The 23710-nt window shown below is 63.5% G+C and carries 20 protein-coding genes; 9 read left to right on the top strand and 11 right to left on the bottom strand.

Annotated elements, in window-relative coordinates; genetic code table 11:
- Positions 1 to 14 precede the first annotated feature (14 nt).
- Entirely contained in the window at positions 15 to 848 is an 834-nt protein-coding gene (locus BHD07_RS19690) for an extensin-like domain-containing protein (RefSeq protein ID WP_100671851.1), read from the bottom strand.
- 291 nt (positions 849 to 1139) lie between these two features.
- Here BHD07_RS19690 and BHD07_RS19685 point away from each other — a divergent pair, with 291 nt between their 5' ends.
- From BHD07_RS19685 to queF, 5 genes are all read left to right on the top strand, one after another.
- Complete coding sequence (locus BHD07_RS19685; RefSeq protein ID WP_100671850.1) at positions 1140 to 3344, top strand: TonB-dependent hemoglobin/transferrin/lactoferrin family receptor; 2205 nt, start codon at positions 1140 to 1142, stop codon at positions 3342 to 3344.
- Positions 3345 to 3465: 121 nt separating this feature from the next.
- Positions 3466 to 3510: a trpE operon leader peptide TrpLE gene (gene trpLE / locus BHD07_RS19680; protein WP_178385068.1), complete on the top strand. Its 45-nt coding sequence runs from the start codon at positions 3466 to 3468 to the stop codon at positions 3508 to 3510.
- A gap of 114 nt (positions 3511 to 3624) precedes the next feature.
- Positions 3625 to 5814 carry an anthranilate synthase gene (locus tag BHD07_RS19675; RefSeq protein WP_100671849.1) on the top strand — a complete coding sequence of 730 codons (2190 nt, stop codon included), beginning with the start codon at positions 3625 to 3627 and terminating at the stop codon, positions 5812 to 5814.
- Between the two features lie 168 nt (positions 5815 to 5982).
- Entirely contained in the window at positions 5983 to 6903 is a 921-nt protein-coding gene (locus BHD07_RS19670) for a cation diffusion facilitator family transporter (RefSeq protein WP_338282734.1), read from the top strand.
- A complete protein-coding gene (gene queF / locus BHD07_RS19665; RefSeq protein ID WP_275597535.1) occupies positions 6900 to 7364 on the top strand; it encodes a preQ(1) synthase in 465 nt (154 codons plus the stop codon). Before BHD07_RS19670 ends, queF begins: the two co-directional genes overlap by 4 nt.
- Positions 7365 to 7460: 96 nt before the next feature.
- Here the strand turns inward: queF and BHD07_RS19660 are convergent, their stop codons facing one another.
- Positions 7461 to 7949, bottom strand: coding sequence for a GNAT family N-acetyltransferase (locus tag BHD07_RS19660; protein ID WP_338282730.1), 489 nt, complete (start codon positions 7947 to 7949; stop codon positions 7461 to 7463).
- Positions 7946 to 8527 (bottom strand): HupE/UreJ family protein, encoded by a 582-nt coding sequence (locus BHD07_RS19655; protein WP_100671846.1) that lies wholly within the window; start codon positions 8525 to 8527, stop codon positions 7946 to 7948. The genes BHD07_RS19660 and BHD07_RS19655 overlap by 4 nt, the downstream gene beginning before the upstream one ends.
- 197 nt (positions 8528 to 8724) lie before the next feature.
- Here BHD07_RS19655 and BHD07_RS19650 point away from each other — a divergent pair, with 197 nt between their 5' ends.
- Both BHD07_RS19650 and leuA read left to right on the top strand, forming a co-directional pair.
- Complete coding sequence (locus tag BHD07_RS19650) at positions 8725 to 9312, top strand: ATP-dependent Clp protease proteolytic subunit (protein WP_003534438.1); 588 nt, start codon at positions 8725 to 8727, stop codon at positions 9310 to 9312.
- Between the two features lie 461 nt (positions 9313 to 9773).
- Positions 9774 to 11483, top strand: a complete 1710-nt coding sequence (gene leuA / locus BHD07_RS19645; RefSeq protein WP_127710129.1) for a 2-isopropylmalate synthase — start codon at positions 9774 to 9776, stop codon at positions 11481 to 11483.
- 211 nt (positions 11484 to 11694) lie between these two features.
- On the opposite strand, the gene BHD07_RS19640 is transcribed toward leuA, so the two are convergent.
- The 3 genes from BHD07_RS19640 to BHD07_RS19630 form a co-directional block, all read right to left on the bottom strand.
- Positions 11695 to 12522 carry an anti-sigma factor family protein gene (locus BHD07_RS19640; RefSeq protein ID WP_100671844.1) on the bottom strand — a complete coding sequence of 276 codons (828 nt, stop codon included), beginning with the start codon at positions 12520 to 12522 and terminating at the stop codon, positions 11695 to 11697.
- A 3-nt stretch (positions 12523 to 12525) separates the two neighbouring features.
- On the bottom strand, positions 12526 to 13041 hold the full coding sequence (locus tag BHD07_RS19635) for an RNA polymerase sigma factor (protein WP_018095669.1): 516 nt from the start codon (positions 13039 to 13041) through the stop codon (positions 12526 to 12528).
- A gap of 194 nt (positions 13042 to 13235) precedes the next feature.
- The gene (locus tag BHD07_RS19630) at positions 13236 to 14138 is read right to left on the bottom strand and encodes a metallophosphoesterase family protein (RefSeq protein WP_100671843.1); all 903 of its coding nucleotides are present in this window, start codon (positions 14136 to 14138) and stop codon (positions 13236 to 13238) included.
- A gap of 82 nt (positions 14139 to 14220) precedes the next feature.
- On the opposite strand from BHD07_RS19630, the gene BHD07_RS19625 reads away from it, so the two are divergent.
- The gene (locus BHD07_RS19625; protein WP_100671842.1) at positions 14221 to 14712 is read left to right on the top strand and encodes an NUDIX domain-containing protein; all 492 of its coding nucleotides are present in this window, start codon (positions 14221 to 14223) and stop codon (positions 14710 to 14712) included.
- A gap of 105 nt (positions 14713 to 14817) precedes the next feature.
- Here BHD07_RS19625 and BHD07_RS19620 read toward each other — a convergent pair whose 3' ends face one another.
- Positions 14818 to 15810: a glutathione S-transferase family protein gene (locus tag BHD07_RS19620; RefSeq protein WP_338282720.1), complete on the bottom strand. Its 993-nt coding sequence runs from the start codon at positions 15808 to 15810 to the stop codon at positions 14818 to 14820.
- 255 nt (positions 15811 to 16065) lie between these two features.
- Between BHD07_RS19620 and BHD07_RS19615 the strand changes: the two genes are divergently transcribed.
- Positions 16066 to 16617: a GNAT family N-acetyltransferase gene (locus BHD07_RS19615; protein WP_018095665.1), complete on the top strand. Its 552-nt coding sequence runs from the start codon at positions 16066 to 16068 to the stop codon at positions 16615 to 16617.
- Between the two features lie 65 nt (positions 16618 to 16682).
- Here BHD07_RS19615 and BHD07_RS19610 read toward each other — a convergent pair whose 3' ends face one another.
- From BHD07_RS19610 to BHD07_RS19595, 4 genes are read right to left on the bottom strand one after another with little or no spacing between them, the layout of a single operon-like run.
- A complete protein-coding gene (locus tag BHD07_RS19610) occupies positions 16683 to 18752 on the bottom strand; it encodes a hypothetical protein (RefSeq protein ID WP_100671840.1) in 2070 nt (689 codons plus the stop codon).
- A 10-nt stretch (positions 18753 to 18762) separates the two neighbouring features.
- Positions 18763 to 21576: a DUF4159 domain-containing protein gene (locus tag BHD07_RS19605; RefSeq protein WP_338282716.1), complete on the bottom strand. Its 2814-nt coding sequence runs from the start codon at positions 21574 to 21576 to the stop codon at positions 18763 to 18765.
- On the bottom strand, positions 21573 to 22493 hold the full coding sequence (locus BHD07_RS19600) for a DUF58 domain-containing protein (RefSeq protein WP_338282714.1): 921 nt from the start codon (positions 22491 to 22493) through the stop codon (positions 21573 to 21575). The genes BHD07_RS19605 and BHD07_RS19600 overlap by 4 nt, the downstream gene beginning before the upstream one ends.
- A gap of 3 nt (positions 22494 to 22496) precedes the next feature.
- Entirely contained in the window at positions 22497 to 23510 is a 1014-nt protein-coding gene (locus BHD07_RS19595) for an AAA family ATPase (protein WP_275597544.1), read from the bottom strand.
- Positions 23511 to 23710: the final 200 nt, after the last annotated feature.

The following is a 23710-nucleotide window of genomic DNA, read 5'->3' as shown; positions in this document are numbered from 1 at the left end:
GCGACCGCGCCTCCTCAGCGGCAATAGCGGTATCCGTTTTTTCTTTCGATAACGTCCAGATGCAGATGATCTTCATGCGCCGCGTCGCTGCCGGGGTCGAGGACGGTCGTGAAATACAGGCAGGCCGAAGCCGTGACCGCCCGCTGGAACGCGCCGGTGAGTGTGCCGTCCTCGTCGCGGGGCTGGATCTCGATCGTCTTGTCGTTGCTGAGCGTGAACGAGGCGATGTCGACCGCGTTGCCGCGCGCATGTTCGGATATCTTGCCGGTCTCCGCATTGTTCCTCAGGCGGCAGATATAGGTTGATGCCTGGTTCAAGGCGACGATGCGGGTCTCGGCCCCGAAGGCGCTTCTGGTGGCCGGTGCCGCCGTTTCCTTCGTCCAGCGCGCGAGCGCCAGCGCCGCCTTGCAGCGCATCACCCCCTCGGGCTTCAGCGTCACATCGGGCAGTATCGCACTGACCCGGATCGGCTTGTCGATGCCGCAGCCCTTGCCGTCATCGATGCCATCGACCTCGGCAAAGGCGGCGCCGAGCGATTTCAATTCCGAGAGACAGGATGCATATTCCTTAGGGTTCTCTTTTTCGATCGTCAGCACAGGGCCGACGTCGAGGGCGTCGTCCTTCCAGCTCGGAGGCAATTCTTCCGCCGCTCGCGCGCCGTCCTTCTTTTCTCCGCCGGATTTTTCCAGGCTCTCAGCATCACCCGGCGGTGGCGTAATGGGCTTGGGCGTGGGCGTCGGCTGGCCGCTGCCGGCGGAGGGACGCGGCGCGGGTACCGGTCCGGTCTTCGGCAAGGCCGCTCCTGAAAGGAGAAACGCGGAGATCAGAATGATTCCGGCGTGGCGCATGAGGTCCTCTCCATCTTTTCTGCAGCCCCAGGCTTTTCTGCAGCCCCAGACGGCGAAACGCACCGGGAACGATCCTGTTTCAAATTGTGCTGAAACTGAGGACGAAGGTCACACCGCAGGCATGAAGATGAGGAAGAACCCCCAAATATATATTGACAATTACACTCATGTTTTCTTATGTGGCTGAAATAAGGCGGAAATCGCCGCCTTGTTCGATTTCGCACTGCCCAGCCAGCCCTTGAGTTCGCCGCTCAACAGCAAGCCCGGCCAACACTTTCAAAGGACTGGTCCATGCTCAACCGGCATCATCGCCTGGTGCTTTTGGCTTGCACGGCATTCGCTACCCTCGCCGGAGCAACAATTTCTCATGCGCAATCCATCGAAGAGGCGGCGGGCGCCGCCGAAAAGCAGGGGCGCGTAACGGTCTTAAAGAAACTTTCCGTCAGGGGGGGAGAGAAAGAGGGCGTGGCGGACACACCGCTTGCAGAGCAGGTGACGGAAGAGGAACTGGACAACAACCAGATTTCGAGCTTCGAGGATCTGGGCAGGAGCCTCGAGCCAGGGGTGAACTTCAACCGCACGAATGGCAGCGTCAATATACGGGGCCTCGAAGGGCCGCGCGTGCTGACGACGATCGACGGTATTCCCATCCCCTTTATCGACGATGGGGCGCGCGACGCCGATGGAGGCATCGACAGCTTCGATTTTGCCGCCCTTTCGACGATCGACATCGTTCGCGGCGCCGATTCCAGCCGTGCGGGCGGCGGCGCGCTCGGGGGAGCCGTGGTGCTACGCACACTCGAGCCGGAGGACCTGATCGGCGAGGGCAAGACCTGGGGTGGTATCTTCAAATTCGCCTATGACGGCGAGGACGAAAGTCTCGGCGGGTCCGCTGCAGTTGCCGCGCGCTACGACGATACGGCGGTCCTTTTCCAGGGCGGCTACAAGAAAGGGCATGAGCAGGAAAGCAACGGCAACATTGGCGGCTATTCCACAACGCGCACCGAGGCCGACCCTGCCGACTACGATCAGAACAATCTCCTCTTCAAAGTAAGGCAATATACCGATAGCGGCCACACCTTCGGCTTTACGGCCGAGCGCTTCGACCGTGACAAGGACATCGATTTCATGTCCGGCCAGAGCCCTACCGGCAATTATCGGCCAGGTAACTACGACAAGCTCGACAACACCCGGCGCGAGCGCCTGTCGCTCGATTACGAATTCGAGGCCACCGACGACAACGCCTGGTTCGACAGCGCCTCGGCCACGATCTACTGGCAGCGCCTGCTTCGCGAGAACGGTAGCGACGCCTATCGCAGCACCTCGGTGATCGGGGATTATTCCCGCCTCAACGAGGCCGAAGAAGAGAGCTTCGGCGCCAGCGGTTATGTCGACAGGTACTTCGACACTGGCTCCCTGCAGCATAAGGTCACGCTCGGCGGCGACTTTGCCATCGGCAAGCTGCACCAATATTCCTCGGGCGAGGATAGCTGCGACACGGCGCCGAGTCCTTCCTGCAACTTCCTGCACACAAACCAGTCGGACAGCCCCGACGTCGACAGCAGGAAGATCGGCATCTACCTGCAGGATCGCATCTCGATCGGCGATGGTCCCTTCGCGCTGACGCCGGGCCTGCGCTTCGACTGGTACGATTATTCGCCGGAGAATACCGCCGCCTATATGCGCAACCCCAATTATGACGGCTTGCCGCCGGGACAGAGCGATCTGGCGCTGTCGCCGAAGCTTCTTGCAACCTATCAGGCAGCGCAAGAGGTCGAGCTTTTCGCGCAGTGGGCGATGGCTTTCCGGCCGCCGACGGCCGAGGAACTCTATCTGAATTACGGCGCGCCGGGCAGCTATCTGAGCATTGGCAATCCCGATCTCAAGCCCGAAACGAGCCATGGTTTCGAAATCGGCGCGAATCTTGGTGACGACGAGTTCGGCGGCCGAGTCAGCGCCTTCTACAACCGTTATAAGAACTTCATTGACGAACGCTTTTCTCGCGATCCGACCGGCATCTACCCGATCGGCATCACGGAGGCGATCAACCGTGCCAATGTCTCTATTCATGGAGTCGAGGTATCGGGCCATAAAGTCTTCGGCAATGGCGTCCATGTTCGCACCGCACTCGCCTATGCCTATGGCCGAGATCTCGATACCGACGAGGTGCTTGGCTCCGTTGCCCCGCTGAAGGGAGTCCTCAATGTCGGTTACGCCGCCGAAACCTGGGGGACTGACGTCATTCTGACGGCGGCGATGGACGTTTCGGACAAATCGACGAACACTTTCAAGGCACCGGGTTACGGCATCGTCGATGTCACCGGCTGGTGGGAGCCGGAGCAGTTGCCGGGTCTGAGGGTGAATGCAGGGGTCTACAACGTCTTCGACAAGACCTATTGGGATGCGGTGAACACGCAGAATGCGTTCACGCAGCCTGCCGAATTCTATTCGGAGCCGGGGCGAACCTTCAAGGTTTCGATGACGCAGCGGTTCTGAGGATCCGGCGGCACACATAGAGAGCGCGGCCGCTGTGGCCGCCTTCTTTTTTTAAGGGACAGATTGGGTCCGCGGTTTTCCCGCTTGCGCGCCACTGCAAGCCGCGCTAACACTTCCGCCCATGGCAAACACGCAGAACATTTCGATCTGGTGGTGGGCTCGCTGAGGCGGCCTTGACCAGTCATGCGTGATTGAGAGATGGAGCCGCCCGGAGATTTCGAGGCGGCTTTTTTCGTATTCTGGCCGCGTGGAAAGACCGGGCTTTTACGGAGCGAGACGAATGGCAGCGGTAATTCTGGAAGACGGCGCGGAGAGTTATACCACGAAGGGTGGCATCGTCGTCACCCGCAAGCGGCGCGAGGCATCCTACAGCGACGCGATCGCCGGCTATGTCGACAGGCTCGACGAGCGGCGCGGCGCGGTCTTCTCCTCGAACTACGAATATCCCGGCCGTTATACCCGTTGGGACACTGCGGTGGTCGACCCGCCGCTTGCCATCTCCTCCTTCGGTCGCTCGCTCTGGATCGAAGCCTATAACGAACGCGGCGAAGTGCTGCTGGCGCTGATCGCCGAGGATCTGAAGTCCGTTGCCGACATTACGCTCGGCGCGCTTGCGCCCCGTCGTCTCGACCTCACAATCAATGAGCCCGATCGTGTCTTCACCGAGGAAGAGCGGTCGAAGATGCCGACGGTCTTTACGGTTCTTCGCGCGGTGACGAACCTCTTCCACTCGGAGGAGGACTCGAACCTCGGCCTCTATGGCGCCTTCGGCTACGACCTCGCCTTCCAGTTCGATGCGATCGAACTGAAGCTCACCCGTCCGGACGACCAGCGCGACATGGTTCTCTTCCTGCCGGACGAGATACTGGTGGTCGATCACTATGCGGCAAAGGCCTGGATCGACCGCTACGATTTCGCCAGGGAGGACCTTTCGACCGAGGGCAAGGCAGCGGACATCGCTCCCGAGCCGTTCCTGAGCGTCGACAGCATCCCGCCACACGGGGATCACCGCCCGGGCGAATATGCCGAACTAGTCGTCAAGGCGAAGGAAAGCTTCCGGCGCGGCGATCTCTTCGAAGTGGTGCCGGGGCAGAAATTCTACGAGCGCTGCGAAAGCCGCCCGTCCGAGATTTCCAATCGGCTGAAGGCGATCAATCCGTCGCCCTATTCCTTCTTCATCAATCTCGGCAACCAGGAATACCTGGTCGGTGCTTCGCCGGAAATGTTCGTGCGCGTTTCCGGCCGGCGCATCGAGACCTGCCCGATTTCCGGCACGATCAAGCGCGGCGACGATCCGATCGCAGACAGCGAGCAGATCCTGAAGCTCTTGAACTCGAAGAAGGACGAGTCCGAACTCACCATGTGCTCGGACGTGGACCGCAATGACAAGAGCCGGGTCTGCGTGCCGGGCTCGGTCAAGGTGATCGGTCGCCGTCAGATCGAAATGTATTCGCGGCTGATCCACACGGTCGATCACATCGAGGGGCGCCTGCGCGACGATATGGACGCCTTCGACGGGTTCCTCAGCCACGCCTGGGCGGTGACCGTTACCGGCGCGCCGAAGCTCTGGGCCATGCGCTTCATCGAGAGCCACGAGAAGAGCCCGCGTGCCTGGTACGGGGGCGCGATCGGCATGGTCGGCTTCAACGGCGACATGAACACCGGGCTGACCTTGCGTACCATCCGCATCAAGGACGGGATCGCCGAGGTGAGGGCGGGTGCGACGCTCCTCTATGATTCCAATCCGGAAGAAGAAGAAGCCGAAACCGAACTGAAGGCCTCTGCCATGATTGCAGCCATCCGCGACGCCAAATCCGCAAACAGCGCCAAGGCCGCGCGCGACGTCGCTGCCGTTGGCGCCGGAGTGAGCATCCTGCTCGTCGATCACGAGGACAGCTTCGTCCATACCCTGGCGAACTACTTCCGCCAGACGGGCGCGACTGTCACCACCGTGCGCACGCCCGTGGCCGAGGAAATCTTCGACCGGGTCAAGCCCGACCTCGTCGTGCTTTCGCCCGGTCCCGGCACCCCCAAGGACTTCGACTGCAAGGCGACGATCAAGAAGGCGCGGGCGCGGGACCTGCCGATCTTCGGCGTCTGCCTGGGGCTGCAGGCGCTCGCGGAGGCTTATGGCGGCGATCTTCGTCAGCTGGCGATCCCGATGCACGGGAAACCCTCGCGCATCCGCGTGCTCGAACCCGGCATCGTCTTCTCCGGCCTCGGCAAGGAGGTGACGGTCGGGCGCTATCATTCGATTTTCGCCGATCCGTCCAACCTGCCGCGCGAATTCGTGATCACGGCCGAAAGCGAAGATGGTACGATCATGGGCATCGAACACAGCAAGGAGCCGGTGGCGGCCGTACAGTTCCATCCGGAATCGATCATGACGCTCGGCGGCGACGCCGGCATGCGGATGATCGAGAACGTGGTTGCTCATCTCGCCAAACGGGCGAAGACAAAGGCAGCCTGACCTCTTGCGCGTCGGCTGTATCGGCCGCAGGCATTCGACCGTTTGACAAGCGGCCCGTAATCGCCCATATGGCGCCCATGATCCGCCTGCGCGAAAACCCGCGCGGGCGGTTTTGCATTTGAATGGCCTTGCATCTGCAACTCGTTTGCATCTGCAGGAGGAATGACGATGACCGGAACCGACAATAGAACCGTCCTGCGACTCGCCTTCTGGGGCATCCCCCTGTCGCTGGCCGTGATGGGTCTTAAAATGCTCGCCTGGTGGGTGACGGGCTCAGTGGCGCTCCTGTCCGACGGGCTGGAATCCTCCGTCAACGTGGTCGCCGCGGTGATTGCCTATGCGATGATCGGCTATGCGGCAAAGCCGGCCGATGCCGATCACCCCTTCGGGCATCACAAGGCGGAATACTTCTCCGCGGTCATCGAAGGCGTGCTGATCGTCCTGGCGGCGTTGCTGATTATCTGGGAAGCCATCCCCGAAATGATGGAACCGGTGCTTCTGAATGCACCGACATTAGGCCTCGCCATCAATTTTGCCGCCGGCGTCGTCAATGCGATCTGGGCCTATGTGCTTATCCGCGCGGGCCGCCGCCATCGCTCGCCCGCGTTGAGTGCGGACGGCCAGCATATTCTCTCCGATGTCGTGACCTCCGTGGGCGTGCTCGTCGGCCTTCTTCTCGCCATCGCCACCGGCTACGCGATCCTCGATCCGCTGCTCGCCGTGATCGTCGCGGGCAACATCCTCTTCCAGGGCTGGAAGGTGATTTCGCGCTCCGTCGACGGGCTGATGGACAAGGCGGTGCCGGCGGACGAGGAGGAGGCGATCAAGGCGGCGATCGCGGCTAATGCCGGCGGGTCTCTCGGGGTCCATGATCTGAAGACGCGTCAGGCGGGCCCGGCGATTTTCGTGGATTTTCACATGGTCGTGCCCGAGGCGATGGCGGTCGGTGACGCGCACGATATCTGCGACCGGATCGAGGAGGCGATTCGCGTCGTGCACTCGGGCGCGGAGATCGCCATTCACGTCGAACCGGAAGGCGAAAAAGCGCACGGGGTGCGCGTTAAGGTTAGTGGAGCATCACGGAAATGACCAAGACTGACGTATCGGGACTTTCACAACTGGGGACGAAGGTCGATCTGCCCCAGAGCCCGGAAGAAGCGGTGCTCGAAAGGGTGCCGAGCGGGCACGGCGGCACGGATTTCGTCGTGCGCTTTACGGCGCCCGAGTTCACCTCGCTTTGCCCGATGACCGGGCAGCCCGACTTCGCGCATATCGTCATCGACTATGTGCCGGACGGCTGGCTGGTCGAATCGAAATCGCTCAAGCTGTTCCTGCATTCGTTCCGCAACCACGGCGCTTTCCACGAGGATTGCACGATCGAGATCGCCAAGCGGCTGGTTTCGCTGCTTTCGCCGAAGTGGCTACGGATCGGCGCCTACTGGTATCCCCGCGGCGGCATCCCGATCGACGTTTTCTGGCAGACGGGAAACCCGCCCGACGGCGTCTGGCTGCCGGATCAGGGCGTGCCGACCTATCGCGGACGGGGATGATGGCGGTTGCCGATTTGCGAGGACCGTCTCGCTTTCTATCTTCGGCTGGATCCGCTGACCTGGGGATGAGCCGCCCGCCGGTTCGGACGGATTGCCCTATCGATCGAGCCGAAGTGGTTTTGACAGGCCGATCTTTTCCAGTTCGGTCTGGAGGATCGGGTCGAAAGCGACCTTCCTCCAAAGCACTCGGTAGCCGAGACGCTGGTAAAGCTGAAGCGCCCGCTCGTTTTGGGCCGCCACCTGGATTGCGGCTTGCCTGTATCCACGCTCGGCGATTTGCGCTTCGAGCGCCTTTATGAGGGCCGATCCGGCGCCCCGTCCTTCGAAGGCGGGAGCCACCCAGATATCGCTGATGACATCGTCGTCGTGCTCGCGGGCGCCGAGGCCGGCAGCTTCTCCATCGACTTCAGCGACGAGAATGCGAGGCCCCAGTTCTCGCACGAACGGCAAGAACTGGTTGTTTTGTTCGGTGGCCGCCGCAACATGCGCCGGCACAAGCGGCTTTATGCCTTTGCGCCAGGCTGCAAGGCCGATTTGAGCGAGAAAGTCCGCCTCCTGCGGAAGCGCGGAGCGAACCAATATCATCCGAGGATCAAGGCTGCGCCGGCTATGGCGGTGGCGCCGCCGACGATACGGGTGACGACGCCGCGGTCCGCAAGCCGGGCGAGCCCCATGCCGAGACCCATGCCGGCAATGTGCAGAAGAGCGGTTGCGATCACGAATCCTGCTGCAAACGACCAGGTGCCGGCCGAGCCCAACTCTCCGCCGTGGGCATGGCCATGGAAGAGCGCGAAGGCCGCGACGATGGCTGCAGCCGTTGCCGCGTCAAGCCGGACGGCTATGGCGACGACCAGGCCGAGCGCCACGACGGAGGCGAGGATGGCCGGTTCGACAAGGGGCAGGGGAGCGCCGGTGTGGGCGAGGACGAAGCCGAGCACCATCGTCGCGACAAAGGCAGCCGGCACGCTCCACAGCGCCCTGCCGCCGATCTGAGCCGCCCAAAGGCCGACGGCGATCATCGCAAGAACGTGGTCGGCTCCGAACAGCGGATGGGAAAGGCCCGCCATCACCGACCCGTGTTCGGCTGGATCGAGATGGGCGAAGGCAGGCGCGGAGGAGCCGGCGAAGAGCGCGGCGGCTGCGAGAAGGACGGATTTCTTCATTCTGGGCCCCGATACGGACATTGATGATCCGTTGATCTTATTGGGCTCCCACCGGCTGTCCATACGTCATTTGGCGGGGCCTGTTTACCATCGTGCCGAGGCGGGCGGTTCGAACCGTGTTAACGCCGCCGTTTGCATTGTTTTCGCCGTCGAGTCGCATTATCTGGTTGGAAGACATTTCATGAGGAGTCCGAAGAATGCGGAACGACGACGACCAGGAAGAAAAGAAGACCGAATTGCCCTTGGGCAAGGAGACGGAGGCGAACCTTTTCAAGTCGCGTTCGATTTTCATTTACGGGACCATCACCCAGGAACTCGCGCAGAAGGTCTGCTCGCAGCTCGTGGCGCTTGCCGCGGCCAGCGACGACGATATCCGCCTCTTCGTCAACTCGCCCGGCGGCCATGTCGAATCCGGCGACAGCATCCACGACATGATCAAGTTCGTGAAGCCTAAGGTCTGGACCATCGGCACCGGCTGGGTCGCGTCCGCCGGCGCGCTCATCTATGTCGCTGCGCCCAAGGAGCAGCGCCTGTGCCTGCCGAACACCCGCTTCCTGTTGCACCAACCCTCGGGCGGAACGCGCGGCATGGCTTCCGACATCGAGATCCAGGCACGCGAGATCATCAAGATGAACGAGCGTCTGAACCGGATCTTCTCCGAAGCGACCGGACAGCCGGTCGACAAGATCGCCAAGGACACGGATCGCGATTACTGGCTCGGTGCGGAAGAGGCGAAGGCCTACGGTCTCGTTTCGCGCATCGTCACCTCCATCGCGGAAATCTAGAGCGTCCGCCCCTCATCCGCCTGCAGACACCTTCTCCCGCAAGCGGGGCGAAGGGACGCGAGGCGTCGCCTCAGAGCCCTTTCCCCCACGCGCGGGGGAAGGGCTCGTCCTCGGACCAAACCCGAGGATAGGGCACTCTTGCTCCGCATTACCAAGCCGTGTATAGGCTTTTCCATGACTGAGGCCGACGCAAACAAGATCGCAGCGATCTTTTCGGGACACGATGCCAATCGTGCTCCTGCGCGCGCCTTCGCCTCCCTTCTTCTTCTCGGCCTTATCCGCGGTTGCCGGGTTCGCTGAGGAGCGCCCGGCGGCCGAAAAGCCTTGCCGGCACCTGCTCCTCGAAATCCAGAAAAGCTGAACCAAATCGCGCGGCCCCCGCGGCATCGCCATCGCAATGTCCCGAATGATCGGCTATTGCATGCGGCAGGCTACGCTCCAGTGACGAAGAGAAGCTGCACATGATTTTGAAATCGCATTCCATCAAGACCGGCATGCCCGAAGCGGCTGTGAAATATCAGCCCTATCCGCAGATCGCGCTGCCGGATCGCACGTGGCCGTCGAAGGCGATCACCGAGGCGCCGATCTGGTGTTCCGTGGATCTTCGCGACGGCAACCAGGCACTAGTCGACCCGATGGGTCACGACCGCAAGGCGCGCATGTTCCACCTCCTCCTGGACATGGGCTTCAAGGAGATCGAGATCGGCTTCCCCTCCGCGTCGCAGACGGATTTCGATTTCGCCCGCTGGTGCGTCGAGGAAGGCAACGTCTCCGAAGACGTGTCGCTGCAGGTGCTGGTACAGTGCCGGCCGGAATTGATCGCGCGGACCTTCGAGGCGCTTGAAGGTGCGCACCGGCCGATCGTGCATTTCTACAATTCGACGAGCGAGCTGCAGCGCCGCGTCGTCTTCGGCAAGGACGTGGCCGGCATCAAGCAGATCGCGACCGACGCCGCCAAGATGATCACCGACATGGCCGCGAAAGCGGGCGGCGGCTATCGTTTCGAGTACTCGCCGGAAAGCTTCACGGGCACCGAGCTCGAAGTGGCATTGGAGATTTGCAACGCCGTGATCGAGATCGTCCGGCCGACGGCGGACAACAAGCTCATCATCAACCTGCCCTCGACCGTGGAGATGGCGACGCCGAACATCTATGCCGACCAGATCGAATGGATGTGCCGCAATCTCGACAATCGCGAGAACCTGATCGTCTCGCTGCATCCGCACAATGACCGCGGCACCGGCATTGCCGCAACCGAGCTGGGGCTGATGGCCGGCGCCGACCGTGTCGAGGGGACGCTCTTCGGCAATGGCGAGCGCACCGGCAACGTCGATGTGGTGACGCTGGCGCTCAACATGTTCACGCAGGGCGTCGATCCCAAGCTCGACTGCTCGGACATCGAACGGATCAAGGAAGTCTACGAATATTCCAACCAGATGGTCATTCCGGAGCGCCACCCCTATGTCGGCGAACTGGTTTACACGGCTTTCTCCGGCTCGCATCAGGATGCCATCAACAAGGGCATGAAGGCAATCAAACAGGCGAACAAGCCGACCTGGGAGGTACCCTATCTGCCGATCGATCCGCGCGATGTCGGACGCAGCTACGAAGCGATCATCCGCATCAACTCGCAGTCGGGCAAGGGCGGCATCGCCTATATCCTGCAGGAGGACTACGGGATCAATCTGCCGCGCAATCTGCAGATCGAGTTCCGTGAGGAAGTCCAGCGCATCACCGACGAGGAAGGCAAGGAGCTGCCCTCGAAGCGCATCCATCAGCGCTTCATCGAAAGCTATGTCGAGCAGCCGGGCGCGCGCATCAAGTTCGTCGACCATCACACCTACCCTGTAGGCGAGCACAAAGGCTTGCGCGTCGTTGCCGCCGAGATCACGGACGGCGGCGAGACCAGACAGATCGAGGGCAAGGGTACGGGCCCGATCGACGGCTTCATCAATGCACTGTCGATCTATCTCGGCGTCGAACTCTCGGTGGCGGATTACTCCGAGCATTCGCTGCAGCATGGTTCGAACGCCGCTGCGATCGCTTATGTCGAGGTCGAGTATCCGGGCGGCAAGCTCTTCGGCGTCGGCATCAACACCAATATCGTGGCCGCCTCACTGGAGGCGATCGTCTCGGCTGCCAACCGCGTTCTGGACGTGATGGGGAAGTGACGCGCTTGCCCTGGTAGGTGCCCCTTGCCCCGACCCTCTCTCCGCGCGCGGAGAGAGGGGAGACGGTATTGGGCGGCGCTCATTAGCCTGATCTTCGATAGGTGGATCGCGGAAACGCTCCCGACCCTGGCTCATATGCGCTGGCCCTGCCTCCTAGGGGAAGAAGGTCGCGACGGGTCTATGCAGGGCAGCTACTCGGTCTTGATCAGCGTCAAATGTTCGCCGCCACCGTTTCGGCAAGGTCCTGCAGAGCGGGGTCGGAAGACGGACCGATCATCACGAATGAGACGCTTTCCCGTTGCCACGATATCAAGCCGAGGTCGCCGCGGATGGTTTCGGTGAATTCGCCGGATTGTTGCGCGTCGCCTTGCTTGAGAAAGCAGATGGTGAAGACCTCTCCCTCCCGGTCGCGATAGACGAGCTGGGCAACCGGCCTGCCATTGGCGGCAAGGAGCCTCGCCCCTTCGAAGGATAATCCCTTGCGGGCGAGATCGGGGACAGCGAAGCTCACGCCGACGCTTGCGGCAAGCCAGGTCTCGATCTCGGCCGCCTGCGTTCCCGGCACCTCGACCAGATGCTCCTTCTGGCGCGAATAGATGCGGTGAGACCCGACGATATCGTCGATCCAGGGGCGGTCATCGGCCTGGTTCATCGGCTCGGCGAAATCCGTGGCGCTGCCGAGAATGAAGCCGGCGGCTCCGCCGAGCAGGAAAAGGGCGGTGGAAGCGGCGAGGATGCGCGGCCAGATGCGAGCGCTTCGTCTTGGAAGGCTGGCCGTCGTTACCCGCTCCGATTTCGGGTTGATGCCGGGGCCTTGCTTTATCTGGCGCACCAGCGCCAGCGGCACCGGATCATGGAGGAAGTTTTCGAAAGCCCCGTTGCCGAAGGCGCTGCCCGACTTAAGCTTGTCGAGCAATGCCCTTGCCTCGTCGTCGCGGGCGAGAAGAGCGTCAAGCTCGGATTTTTCGCTTTCTGCGAGTTCGCCGTCGATATAGGCGGACAACCGCACCTCGAGCGCCAGCCCCTTCGTTTGCAGCAACGGTCAGGCCCTCCTTTCCGTATTTTCGGACAACATGGCCGCGAGCCTGAGCCGCGCCGTCGACAGCCTGCTCATGACCGTACCGACGGGGATGCCGAGGATCTCCGCCGTTTCCCGGTAGCTGTGGCCTTCGACATTGACGAGGAGGAAGACGCTTGCCAGTCCCTCCGGCATCGACAGGATCATCTTCTGCACCTGATTGGCATAGGCCGCCTTTTCGGCTGTTGCTTCGACGTGCGGTTCGTCCCGCTCGAAAACGTCGACCGCACCGGCGCTGCGCACCTTGCGCTTGCGGATTTCGTCCACCCAGAGATTGCGGGTCATCGCATAGACCCAGCTTTCCAGCCGGCCTTCGCCGTTCCAAAGGTGACCGCGCGCGATTGCCCGCTCGCAAACTTCCTGGACGAGATCGTCGGCATCATTGGCATTGCGGGCCAGCGTGATCGCGAAGCGGCGCAGTTTGGGCAGCAGGCTGACCAAATCCCGTCTGAAATCCTTCATTTCTGCCGCTGGGCGCATTGCTCTTCCAGGAAAACGTGCCGGATCGCGCGTCCATTCGCCATCCGGACGCACCATCAATGATATGGAACATTTGGTCCTAAGTCTGCAAGGGAAGAGCCGGAACGGAAAGAGGTTTTTGCACCCCGGCAACCGGTTTTCCCCACGCCGCCGCGCGTCCTTGAATCGGCCGGGACCGAGAGGCTTCCGGCGGTTCAGAAATACGTCGCTTCGGCGAGCACCACGCCGGTCGCGTCCGGGTTGATCGCGTAGCGCTCCCGGGTCAGCCGCCAGTCTCCGGGCTCACCGTCGACGGAAAAGAGATTATAGGCGGCGACGGGCTTGCTGCCTCCGGGACCCTGCGAGGCGGATGCGATGCCGACGACCGGCACCGGCCCCGTATGCCCCTTGAGCCAGTGGAGCGTATTGAGATGCGTGTGGCCGTGCAGAACCAGCTCGGCCCCGCCGGCGGAGATGGTGGCAGCGAAACGGCGGATGCCGATCATGCGCTTGTGCATCGAGGTCGCGCCGCGAATCGGCGGGTGATGGATCATGACGATGCGGAACAATCCGGCTTCGCCGGCCTGGCGAAGGAGGTTGACCGTCGCGCGCGCCTGTCGCGGCCCGAAATAGCCGCTCGCGGCGAAAGGGGGAGTGGCCACGGCCGTCGAGCAGCCGATGAGCGCCACCCTGCCGCGCACCCGCATATAGGGAAAGCAGGCATGCTTCTTCATCCAGCCGCTGGGGCCGTCGTCGCCGCGCATGAAGGGATACCATGCATGCGTGATCTTCTCGTATGCGCCGGGCACGTAGGCGTCGTGGTTGCCCGGAACCACCGAGATTTCATTGGGGTCGCCCGCTTCCGCGAGCCATTCGGTAACCGCCTCGATCTCGAGCGAAGAGGCGAGGTTGACGAGATCTCCGGTGATCGCCAGGTGATCCGGATTGCGCACCTCGATGTCCTGCATCAGGCAGTCGAGCGTCCCGGGAAAGAGATGGCGCACCCTGTTCCTGTGCCAGTTGACGAAACCGGTGATCCGCTTGGAGGCGAGTTCGCGGAGGGAGAGATCTGGCAAAGGCCCCAGGTGGACATCGGATATATGCGCAAGTTTGAACATTAATCTCGTCTAGCGCATATTCCCGGGAAGGGGAATCAGTAATGGACTATTCCCGGAAACCGTGAATGTGAGGAGAAGGCGTATGGACGAGAGCCGCGGGCCGGAGATACCCTCCTGGCGGCTCCGCTTTCTGACGCGGTTTGCCCATGTTTATTTCGCCCTGGCCCGCGGCATGACGCTCGGCGTGCGGGCTGCCTGTTTCGATGGTGAGGGGCGGGTCTTTCTCGTAAGGCATTCCTATCTGCCGGGCTGGCATCTTCCCGGCGGCGGACTCGACCGCAACGAGACTGCGGTGGAGGGCCTGGCCCGCGAACTCAGGGAGGAGGGCAACCTCGTGCTGACGACGGCACCGCTGCTCTTTCAGGTCTACTACAACCGGCGCACCAGCAAGCGCGATCACGTCATCTTCTTCCGCTGCGATAATGTCCGCCAGGAGCGGCCGAAGCGTGCGGATCTCGAAATCGCCGCGGCGGGCTTCTTTCCGCTCGACGACCTTCCGGCGGACACGACGCCTGCGACCCGGCGCCGGCTGGCGGAGCTCGCTGGAAGCGCGGCGCCCGATACGTTCTGGTAGGCGACCGATCGCGTCGGATCGCCCCCTTAGCCGCCTGCTTGTCCCTTCTCCCCAGCAAGCGGGTGATGGGACAAGCGGCTAGCGCCCATTTTCTCTCATCCCTGTTCAGAGGTTATCCCGCCCGTGCGGCGCTCCAAGGTCGAGCACCGGACCCGCCGGCACGATGCCCGTGGGATTGATCGTCGTATGGCTGCGGTAATAGTGCTGCTTGATGTGGTGCATATTGACCGTCTCGGCGACGCCCGGCACCTGGTAGAGCTCGCGCAGATAGCCGTAGAGATTCGGATAGTCCGCAATGCGGCGGATGTTGCATTTGAAATGGCCGACATAGACCGGATCGAAACGGACGAGTGTCGTGAAGAGCCGCCAATCGGCTTCCGTCAGGCGGTCTCCCGTGAGATAGCGCTTCGACGCGAGGCGGTTCTCCAGTTCGTCCAGCATGGAGAAGAGGGCGGCGACGCTCTCCTCATAGGCCGCCTGGCTGGTTGCGAAGCCGGCCTTGTAGACCCCGTTGTTGACCGCGTCGTAGATACGCGCATTGAGCGCGTCGATTTCGGGACGCAGATCTTGCGGGCAGAAATCTGCCGTCGAGCCGGTCAGACGATCGAAGGCCGAGTTGAACATGCGGATGATTTCGGCGGACTCGTTCGAGACGATCGTGTTCTTCCGCTTATCCCAGAGGACCGGCACCGTCACCCGGCCGGAATAGACCGGGTCGGCGCGCAGATAGACTTCCCAGAGCATGCGCGAGCCGAAGAGGTGATCGGCGGTGCCGCCGTTCTCGCCCTCACGGTCCTCTCCCTTGAATTCCCAGCCGTTGGCCAGCATTAGCGGGTCGACGATGGAAAGCGAGATGAGGTCTTCGAGCTTCTTGAGCTTGCGGAAGATCAGCGTGCGGTGCGCCCAGGGGCAGGCAAGGGACACATAGAGATGATAGCGGTCCGCTTCGGCCTCGAAGCCGCCTTCGCCGGAAGGGCCGGGCGATCCATCTGCCGTGATCCAGTTGCGGAACTGCGATTCGCTGCGCTTGAAATGACCGTTCGTCGCACGCGTGTCGTACCAGACATCCTGCCAGACGCCATTCACGAGCCTACCCATAGGCCAACTCCTTTCGATCGTTTGCTGACGCCATAATTAGTGCTGAGAACCGCGGCCGATAGATGTGAAATTCCGAACAGTGCGTTTTACCCTTTGACTGGCAGCGTTTTTCTGCTATCGGCGAAATGGTAGCTCTTTCATCTGGGAAACGATCAACAATGATCCTGTCGGGAAGCCTGCGACGACGCTGATGCTGCAAACGCCCATTCGGGGCGAGCCATCCTCCATGTCCGTTCGCATGCCGGTTCTCGACACATGAAAAAGCACGATCTCGTCTATCTGACCGAAGACGCATCCCACGACGCAGCCATCGAAATCATCAATGAAGAGGCGTTCGGGCCGGGTCGCTTCACCCGCGCCGCCGCGCGGATTCGCGAGCAGGGGCCCCATGACCGGGCGCTCTCCTTCATCTGCGCCGATAACGGCGAAACGATCGCGTCGGTCCGGATGACGCCGGTAACGGCCGGTTCGGTGAAAGGACATCTGCTCGGCCCGCTTGCCGTCCGGCCCTCGCACAAGAACCAGGGCATCGGCCGGGAACTCGTCCGTATTGCAGTCGAAGCGGCGCGCCGCAAGGGCACCGAAGCGGTTATCCTCGTCGGCGATCCGCCTTATTACCAGCCGCTCGGTTTCGAGAAGGTACGCCACGGCGCGCTCCAATTCCCGGGTCCCGTCGATCCCGCGAGGGTTCTCGTCGTGCCGGTCGCGCCGGACGTTCACGCCCGGCTTGAAGGCGTGATCGCCTGGCGGGATGACGGCGCCACCTGCCTCACTGCGCGCACGGAGGCGCAAGGGGCGGCTGCCTGATCTCTGGACGTCGGCTATTCGTCGTCCTCGGCCCGAGAATGGCGAAGCCGTGGCCTCGTCGGCGTTCACCGCCCCTCGCGATACCAGGTAGCGGAGATGAGGAAGAGCAGTGCCGCCAGGCCGAAGAGCCCCGCGAATAGCGAAAGGGAATCGATGCCCTTCAACACCGTCTCATCGGTCATGCGCAGCGACAGGCGCTGATCGTCGGCCACGCGGACGGCGCCGCGAACCGGGAGGATAGACGGGAGGTCGACGGGTCCGTCGGCGCTCGCCAGGCGGCGGACCAGGCCCTTCGTCTTCTCCGCCCAGGGTTTGATCTTCTCTTCCGTGGAAATCGCCGCCTTGAATTCGGGCGCATCGACGTTGCCGACATGGACGAGCGTCGTCAATTCGTCGTTGGCAACTTCGAAGAGGCCGATTTCATTGGTCTCGACCTCAGCCTTGTAGAGCCCCGGCTCGCCTTCCGTGAGCGTGACTTCCTGGGTCCGGCCGGAAGGATAGGTGAGGGTCGCCTGGCCGGGATCTCCTTCGATCGTCTGGCGCGTGATCTCGAGCGTCCGGCCCATCGCGCGGGCGGTGAGCGCCTCCTCTTCGAGCGCCGGCTCCTGCATCAGCCAATGCGCCGTGCGGCGATAGAGCGAGACATGCGGCCCACCCCCTTCGAAGCCGCGCGCCCACAGCCAACCCTGGTCGGAGAGCAGCATGGCGACACGCCCCTTGCCGACGCGGTTGAGGACCAGCAGCGGCTTGCCGTCAGCAGCTTCCATTACCGTCTGCCCGAGCGGCCTGTCCACGTCGACGGTACGGAACCAGCGGCCCCAGGCCGGCGGTTCGTCCGCTGCCCCTTCGAGCCCGCGGGTGACCGGATGCTTCTTTCCTTCCTCCGAGAGCCGGGGGAAGAACGCCTTCTCGTTCATGACGCCGGTCGGCGTTGCCGGCAGCACCGCCGCAAGCGGGGTCGCTGCGATCGAATCGTCGCCGGCGTGCTCCGGCCCGGCGGCGATCAGCAGCGCTCCACCGTTCTGCACGTACTGGGCGATGTTGTCGTAATAGAGGATCGGCAGCACGCCACGATGCTGGTAGCGATCGAAAATGATGAGGTCGAACTCGCTGATCTTGTCGACGAAAAGCTCCCGCGTCGGGAAGGCGATGAGCGAGAGTTCGTTGATCGGCGTGCCGTCCTGCTTCTCCGGCGGCCGCAGAATGGTGAAATGGACGAGATCGACCGCGGCATCGGATTTCAGGAGGTTGCGCCAGGCGCGCTCGCCCGCATGCGGCTCTCCCGAAACGAGGAGCACGCGAAGATTTTCGCGGATGCCGTCGAGCACATGCACGGCGCGGTTGTTCGTCTCCGTCACCTCGCCGGCAACCGGATTGACGGCGAATTCCAGGATGTTGTTGCCGCCGCGCGGAACGGTGAAGCTGAACGGAACGTCTGTGCCGGGCTCCGCCTGCTCCGTGGCGATCTCGTTGCCGTTCAGGCGGATCGTCACCTCGGCGCTGCCGCCGGGAGCCGCGCCGTCATCCACGACCCGAAAGGTCATTCTCTGCTGTTCGCCGACGATGCCGAAGCGGGGGGCGCTGACGATTTCGATGCGCCGGTCGAACTCGTCCGGCTTGCCGCTGATCAGGGCGTGGACGGGTGCATCGAAGCCGAGCTTCTGGTTGACGTCCGGCACGTCGTGGATCTGGCCGTCGGTAATGAAGATGGCGCCGCCGACACGGGCGGGCGGCACGTCTGCGAGCGCCGTTGTCAGGGCGCCGAAGAGCCTGGTCGAGGGTGCCTCGGTTTCCTCGCCGTCGGCGGCTTCGACAATACGCGCCTCGATCTGGGGGAAGCGGGAAAGGCGTTCCTTGAGCCCCTCGAGCGCCTGGTCGGTCTGCGCGCGGCGGTCACCGTTCTCCTGGCTCTGGCTGCGGTCGACAACGACGGCGACAATGGTGGAGAGGGGTTCGCGCTCCTCCTGGAAGAGGACGGGATTTGCAAGCGCGAGGCAGAATGCAGCCAGGGCCGCCGCCCTGATCCAGGCTCCCCGAACGCCGCGCCAGATACCGAGTGCCGCCAGAACGGCTGCGACAAGCGCCAGTGCCGCGAGATACGGCCAGGCGAGAAGCGGCGAGAAATCGATTGTCATCGCCGGGTCCTCATTGTCCGAGCCGCTCGAGCAGGGCGGGCACGTGCACCTGGTCGGCCTTGTAGTTGCCGGTCAGCATGTACATCATGATGTTGACACCGGAGCGAAAGGCGTATTCGCGCTGCATTTCGTCCGGCGGCACGGTCGGCAGCAGTGCGACTCCGTTCGAATCCACGGCCCATGCACCGGCAAAGTCGTTGCCGGTGATGATGATCGGCGTCACCCCGTCGCCCGGCCGCGCCGGCCGGTTGCTCGGTTCCTCGCGACTATCGAGCTGGGATTCGATCCACAGCGGGCTGCCGGTATAGCGGCCGGGAAAATTCGTCAGCAGATAGAAGGCCTTGGTCAGGACATGGTCGGCCGGAACCGGCTCCAGCGGCGGTATGTCGAGATTGCCGAGGATCGCCTGGAGACGTTCGGTGTTCGCGCTGGTTCCGTTCGAGGAAGAGCCGAGCGAGGAAAACTGATCACGCGTGTCGAACAGGACCGTGCCGCCCGCCCGCATATAGGCATCGATTCGGCTGACGGCTTGCGGGCTCGGCATGGGCGCGCTGGCGGAAATCGGCCAGTAGATGATGGGGTAGAGGCTCAGTTCGTCCTTGGAGATGTCAAGGCCGACGGGCGCGCCGGGCTCGAGCGTGGTGCGATAGGTCAGGAAGTCGGTGAGGCCTCTCAGCCCGTCTTCGGAAAGGCGGTCCACCTCTTCCTCGCCGGTGACCACATAGGCGAGATGCGTGGTGTCCAGCCTCTCGAGGATGCGCTGGTCGTCCGGGCGCGTGTCGTCGGCAAAGGCCTGCGGCGGGGCGAGGAAGACGGTTCCGGCGAGGACTATGATGATTGCCGAAGCGGCCCTTGCCATCCGAGCGCGTGAAAAGACGCCACCCATGAAGAGCACGATCAGAGCGTCCGCGAGCAGCAGCAGGAGGGCGAGCGTCATCAGCGCCGGCTTCAGCGACCAGCTTTCCGTACCGGCCAGCCGCTCGGAGGTATGAGGGCCGGCGGCGGTCATGTCGATCCGCTTGAGCTCGGCGTCGCGCGGCAAGAGGTTGAGCGCCGTGAAGCCGTCCTCGGAGCCGTAGAGCCCCGGAGGATTGTCGGCTGTCGCGACCGGTGCCTTGCCGGGCACGATGTCGAGGGGACGGGCATTGCCCGTCTCGGCGACGAGCACGCCATCGGCGTTCAGAAGCCGGTAGGGCGGCAAGGTCTGCGCCTTCACGGCCTTGCCGTCGCTGGCGATACCGCCGCCGCGCGAGAGCTGGACACTGCGGCGAAGCATTTCAACGAAATGGCCCGAGATCGGCAGGTTCGACCATGTGGCCTCGGCGCTGACGTGAAAGAGCACGATGCGGCCCGCCCCGCGTGTCGCAGTCGTGACCAGCGGTGTGCCGTCGGCGAGGTTTGCCCATGTGCGCTCCGCCAGATCGGCTGTCGGTTCGGCCAGAACCTGACGCTTGACGAGAATGTCGGTTGGGCGGGCCATGCCGGCGAAGGGACTGTTGCCGGGATAATCGGCGAGCGGCTGCGGTTCGGACCAGGAGAGCGCGCCGCCGAGCGCCCGTTCGCCCTGGCGAAGCGTGACCGGGACGAGCGGATCGTCCGCAGGTGCGGCGGCCAGGCGGGGGCCGGCGAAGCGGATCAGCGTGCCGCCGTTGTCGATCCATTTCGCAAGCAGAGGATAGGTCTCTTCCGGCAGCCGGCCGATGTCGGCCATGATCAGAACCGAGGCGCGCTGCTCGAGAAGCTCCGGAATTGCAACGGCAAGATCGTTCTGGCGGGGCTCGACGAGATCGGCATAGGGGGCGAGCGCCCGATTGATATAGTAGAGCGGCGAGAGCAGCGGCTGCGACAGGTCACGTGCCTCGCCGCTCAGTAGAGCCACGCGACGGCGGCGGAAGCCGTCGTCGAGGAGATGCTGGGCGCCGGCGGTCGCGGCTCCTTCGATGCCGATGCGGGCGAAGTCGTTGCGCAGTTCGAACGGGGCCTCGATCATCCCCTTGGCGGTTGCTGCGCCGGGTGCGAAATCGATCGCCCCGCTGGCGATCGCCCGGCCGCGGGTATCGAAGGCAACGATGGGCAGGGAACGGCCATCGTCGGTCTTCAGCCGGCTCGCCGTCACCGACATGCCGCCGGACTCGTTGCTCGTCGCAGTGAGTGCCACGGCCTCGCTGCCGTCCGCTTCGATCACCTTGAGACCGGCCGCGCCGATCCCGGCCAGCGCCTCCATCGTCTTGCCGTCGCCCCCTTCGATGCCGTCGGTGATGAAGGCGACCGTTCCCGGAGGAGCGTCTTCGAAGGCCGCCTGCAAGGCCGCGATTGCGGAACCACGGTCGGCGGGCAGCGGCTCGGGTCTGGCCGCCGCCAGCCGGTTGCGCGCAGTGCTCGCCGATCCGGGCGTGGCGTCGTGCTGGCGCTCTCCGGTGAAGACGATCGAAATCGCGACATCCTTCGCCTCGGCGTCGTCGATCAGCGCCGAGGCGGCTTCGACACGCCGCTCCCAGTCGGGCGCCGTTGCCCAACTGTTGTCGATCAGCAGCGCCAGCGGCCCGGAGGTCGCGAGCGTATTGCTGCGCGGGTTGAAGACGGGGTCGGCGATCGCGAAGATGACAGCCGCGGCCATCAGCATCCTGAGAAGGGTCAGCCACCAGGGGCTTTTCGAGGGTGTCTCCTCGCGCTTCATCACCGAAGCCAGGATGCGCAGCGGCGGAAAGATTTCGGCCGCAGGTCTTGGCGGCGTCATGCGCAGCAGCCACCAGATCACCGGCAGTGCCACGAGTGCTGCCAGAATGGCGGGGTTGGCAAAAATGAAGGAGAGGCCGCCGATCATGCAAGCCCCCCATGGGCCGCTCGGCCCGGCATGCCTGAAAGATGCATATGCACCGTGACCAGAGCTTCCGACGCCGGCCGATCCGTTCTGTGCGGAATGAAGGTCCAGCCGAGATGGCGCAGGCTCGTGCCGAGGCTGTCGCGGCGGGCGCGATAGGCACGCTGGTAATCCTCGCGCAGGATCTCGGCGCGTCCCGCGGTCAGCTTCTCGCCGGTTTCAGGATCGGTGAACTCGGTTCTGCCGGCATAGGGGAAGACTTCCTCCGCCGGATCGGCGATCTCCACGACATGGCCGCGCAGACCCCGGCGGGCGAGCGGTCCAAGTCGTTCCATCACCCGGTCGGCGGGGTCGAGAAAATCGCCGATCAGAACGAGGTCGCTGGCGCCGCGGATCATTGCGGTATCGGGTAGACCCTCCGAAAGCGGACTATGCATGATTGCCGTTGCCAGCCGCTCGGCGGCGTTGCGTGCCGAAACCGGCTCCATCACGCCCGGGCAGCCGATCCGCTCGCCGGAACGGGCGAGAATTTCGGCGAGCGCCAGCATCAGCACCAGAGCGCGGCTCTCCTTCGAAACGGCGCCGAGCGTCGATTTGTACATCATCGAGGGCGAGAGATCGGCCCAGAGCCAGATCGTGTGCGCTGCCTCCCATTCGCGGTCGCGGACATAGGTGTGGTCGTCCTTGGCGGAACGGCGCCAGTCGATACGCGAGAAGCTTTCCCCGTCGCTGTAGGGGCGGAACTGCCAGAAGTTCTCGCCGATACCGCGCTTGCGCCGGCCGTGCCAACCGGTGATGACCGTGTTGGCGATCCTGCGGGCCTCGACAAGACAGTCGGGTACCAGCATCGCGCGCTGCTGCGCGCGCGACAGGACCTCACCGGAAGGGGTACGCGCGACAATGTGCCCGATCGAGGCCATGCGTCAGCCCTTGGCCCGCTTCACCAGGTCGGCGATGACGTCGCGCACCGACATGCCCTCGGCGCGGGCGGCGAAGGTCAGCGCCATGCGGTGCTGGAGAACCGGCTCGGCGAGCGCAAGGACGTCGTCGATCGAAGGGGCAAGCCGCCCGTCGTAGAGCGCGCGGGCGCGGGCGCAGAGCATGAGCGCCTGTCCGGCGCGCGGACCCGGCCCCCAGGCAACGTTCTTGTCGGTGTCGGCATTGCCGTTGCCGGGGCGTGCGGAACGAACGAGCGCCAGGATGGCGTCGACCACCTTCTCGCCGACAGGCATCTGACGGATCAGCCCCTGGATCTGCTGCAGGCGGCCTGCATCGATGACGGGCCGCGCCTCTGTTTCTGCGAGTCCGGTCGTCTCGAGCAGGATCTGTCTTTCGGCGGCAAGCTCGGGGTAGCCGACATCGACCTGCATCAGGAAGCGGTCGAGTTGGGCTTCGGGCAGCGGATAGGTGCCTTCCTGCTCCAGCGGGTTCTGGGTTGCGAGCACGTGGAACGGCTGTGGCAGGTCCTTACGGTCGCCCGCGATGGTGATGTGATACTCCTGCATCGCCTGCAGCAGGGCCGACTGCGTGCGCGGCGAGGCGCGGTTGATCTCGTCGGCCATCAGGAGCTGCGTGAAGATCGGGCCGGGAATGAAGCGGAAGGAGCGATGACCTGCCGCGTCCTGGTCCATGACCTCCGAACCCAGGATATCGGAGGGCATGAGATCGGGCGTGAACTGAATGCGGCTGTTGTCGAGCCCGAGAACGATACCGAGCGTGGCGACGAGCTTGGTCTTGGCAAGCCCCGGAACGCCGACAAGCAGCGCGTGCCCGCCGGAAAGTACCGCGAGCAGCGTTTGTTCGACGACGCTCTCCTGACCGAAAATGACCTTGCCGATCTCGGCGCGGACCAGCGCGACCTCTCCGAGCGCCGCCTCGGCTGCGGCGACGATCGCCTTTTCGTCGGCCAGTTCGGTCGCGCCTCTCATTACACTCATTGCAAGTCTCCCGGTCGTCCGCTTCTGGATCGATCGCCGATGCCGGCTGTCCAGTTCCTGTTTTTCAATTTAGACCCCGCGGGGCGGCTGACAAGCCGCCGCCGTCGCACTATCTCGTGAGCTTGACACCAAAGCCTGAAGCATTGCGTTCCAGGCGCGAATGCGGACATATGCGCCGAAGCGCGCTTGTGGTGCATACC

The sequence above is a fragment of the Sinorhizobium sp. KGO-5 genome (assembly GCF_036245905.1).
Taxonomy (GTDB): Bacteria; Pseudomonadota; Alphaproteobacteria; order Rhizobiales; family Rhizobiaceae; genus Sinorhizobium; species Sinorhizobium meliloti_A.
The sequence above is the reverse complement of the archived record's forward strand: the minus strand, read 5'-3'. Positions and strand labels throughout refer to the sequence as shown.

What these genes read in the sequence shown, in the direction of transcription:
- BHD07_RS19660 (WP_338282730.1), bottom strand. Translation starts at nt 7,949, where the DNA reads ATGATATTGGTTCGCTCCGCGCTTCCGCAGGAGGCGGACTTTCTCGCT.
- BHD07_RS19615 (WP_018095665.1), top strand. Translation starts at nt 16,066, where the DNA reads ATGAAAAAGCACGATCTCGTCTATCTGACCGAAGACGCATCCCACGAC.
- BHD07_RS19595 (WP_275597544.1), bottom strand. Translation starts at nt 23,510, where the DNA reads ATGAGTGTAATGAGAGGCGCGACCGAACTGGCCGACGAAAAGGCGATC.
- BHD07_RS19605 (WP_338282716.1), bottom strand. Translation starts at nt 21,576, where the DNA reads ATGATCGGCGGCCTCTCCTTCATTTTTGCCAACCCCGCCATTCTGGCA.
- BHD07_RS19630 (WP_100671843.1), bottom strand. Translation starts at nt 14,138, where the DNA reads ATGTTCAAACTTGCGCATATATCCGATGTCCACCTGGGGCCTTTGCCA.
- BHD07_RS19600 (WP_338282714.1), bottom strand. Translation starts at nt 22,493, where the DNA reads ATGGCCTCGATCGGGCACATTGTCGCGCGTACCCCTTCCGGTGAGGTC.
- BHD07_RS19675 (WP_100671849.1), top strand. Translation starts at nt 3,625, where the DNA reads ATGGCAGCGGTAATTCTGGAAGACGGCGCGGAGAGTTATACCACGAAG.
- BHD07_RS19650 (WP_003534438.1), top strand. Translation starts at nt 8,725, where the DNA reads ATGCGGAACGACGACGACCAGGAAGAAAAGAAGACCGAATTGCCCTTG.
- BHD07_RS19635 (WP_018095669.1), bottom strand. Translation starts at nt 13,041, where the DNA reads ATGCGCCCAGCGGCAGAAATGAAGGATTTCAGACGGGATTTGGTCAGC.
- leuA (WP_127710129.1), top strand. Translation starts at nt 9,774, where the DNA reads ATGATTTTGAAATCGCATTCCATCAAGACCGGCATGCCCGAAGCGGCT.
- BHD07_RS19610 (WP_100671840.1), bottom strand. Translation starts at nt 18,752, where the DNA reads ATGACAATCGATTTCTCGCCGCTTCTCGCCTGGCCGTATCTCGCGGCA.
- BHD07_RS19685 (WP_100671850.1), top strand. Translation starts at nt 1,140, where the DNA reads ATGCTCAACCGGCATCATCGCCTGGTGCTTTTGGCTTGCACGGCATTC.
- BHD07_RS19670 (WP_338282734.1), top strand. Translation starts at nt 5,983, where the DNA reads ATGACCGGAACCGACAATAGAACCGTCCTGCGACTCGCCTTCTGGGGC.
- BHD07_RS19690 (WP_100671851.1), bottom strand. Translation starts at nt 848, where the DNA reads ATGCGCCACGCCGGAATCATTCTGATCTCCGCGTTTCTCCTTTCAGGA.
- BHD07_RS19655 (WP_100671846.1), bottom strand. Translation starts at nt 8,527, where the DNA reads ATGAAGAAATCCGTCCTTCTCGCAGCCGCCGCGCTCTTCGCCGGCTCC.
- queF (WP_275597535.1), top strand. Translation starts at nt 6,900, where the DNA reads ATGACCAAGACTGACGTATCGGGACTTTCACAACTGGGGACGAAGGTC.
- BHD07_RS19620 (WP_338282720.1), bottom strand. Translation starts at nt 15,810, where the DNA reads ATGGGTAGGCTCGTGAATGGCGTCTGGCAGGATGTCTGGTACGACACG.
- BHD07_RS19625 (WP_100671842.1), top strand. Translation starts at nt 14,221, where the DNA reads ATGGACGAGAGCCGCGGGCCGGAGATACCCTCCTGGCGGCTCCGCTTT.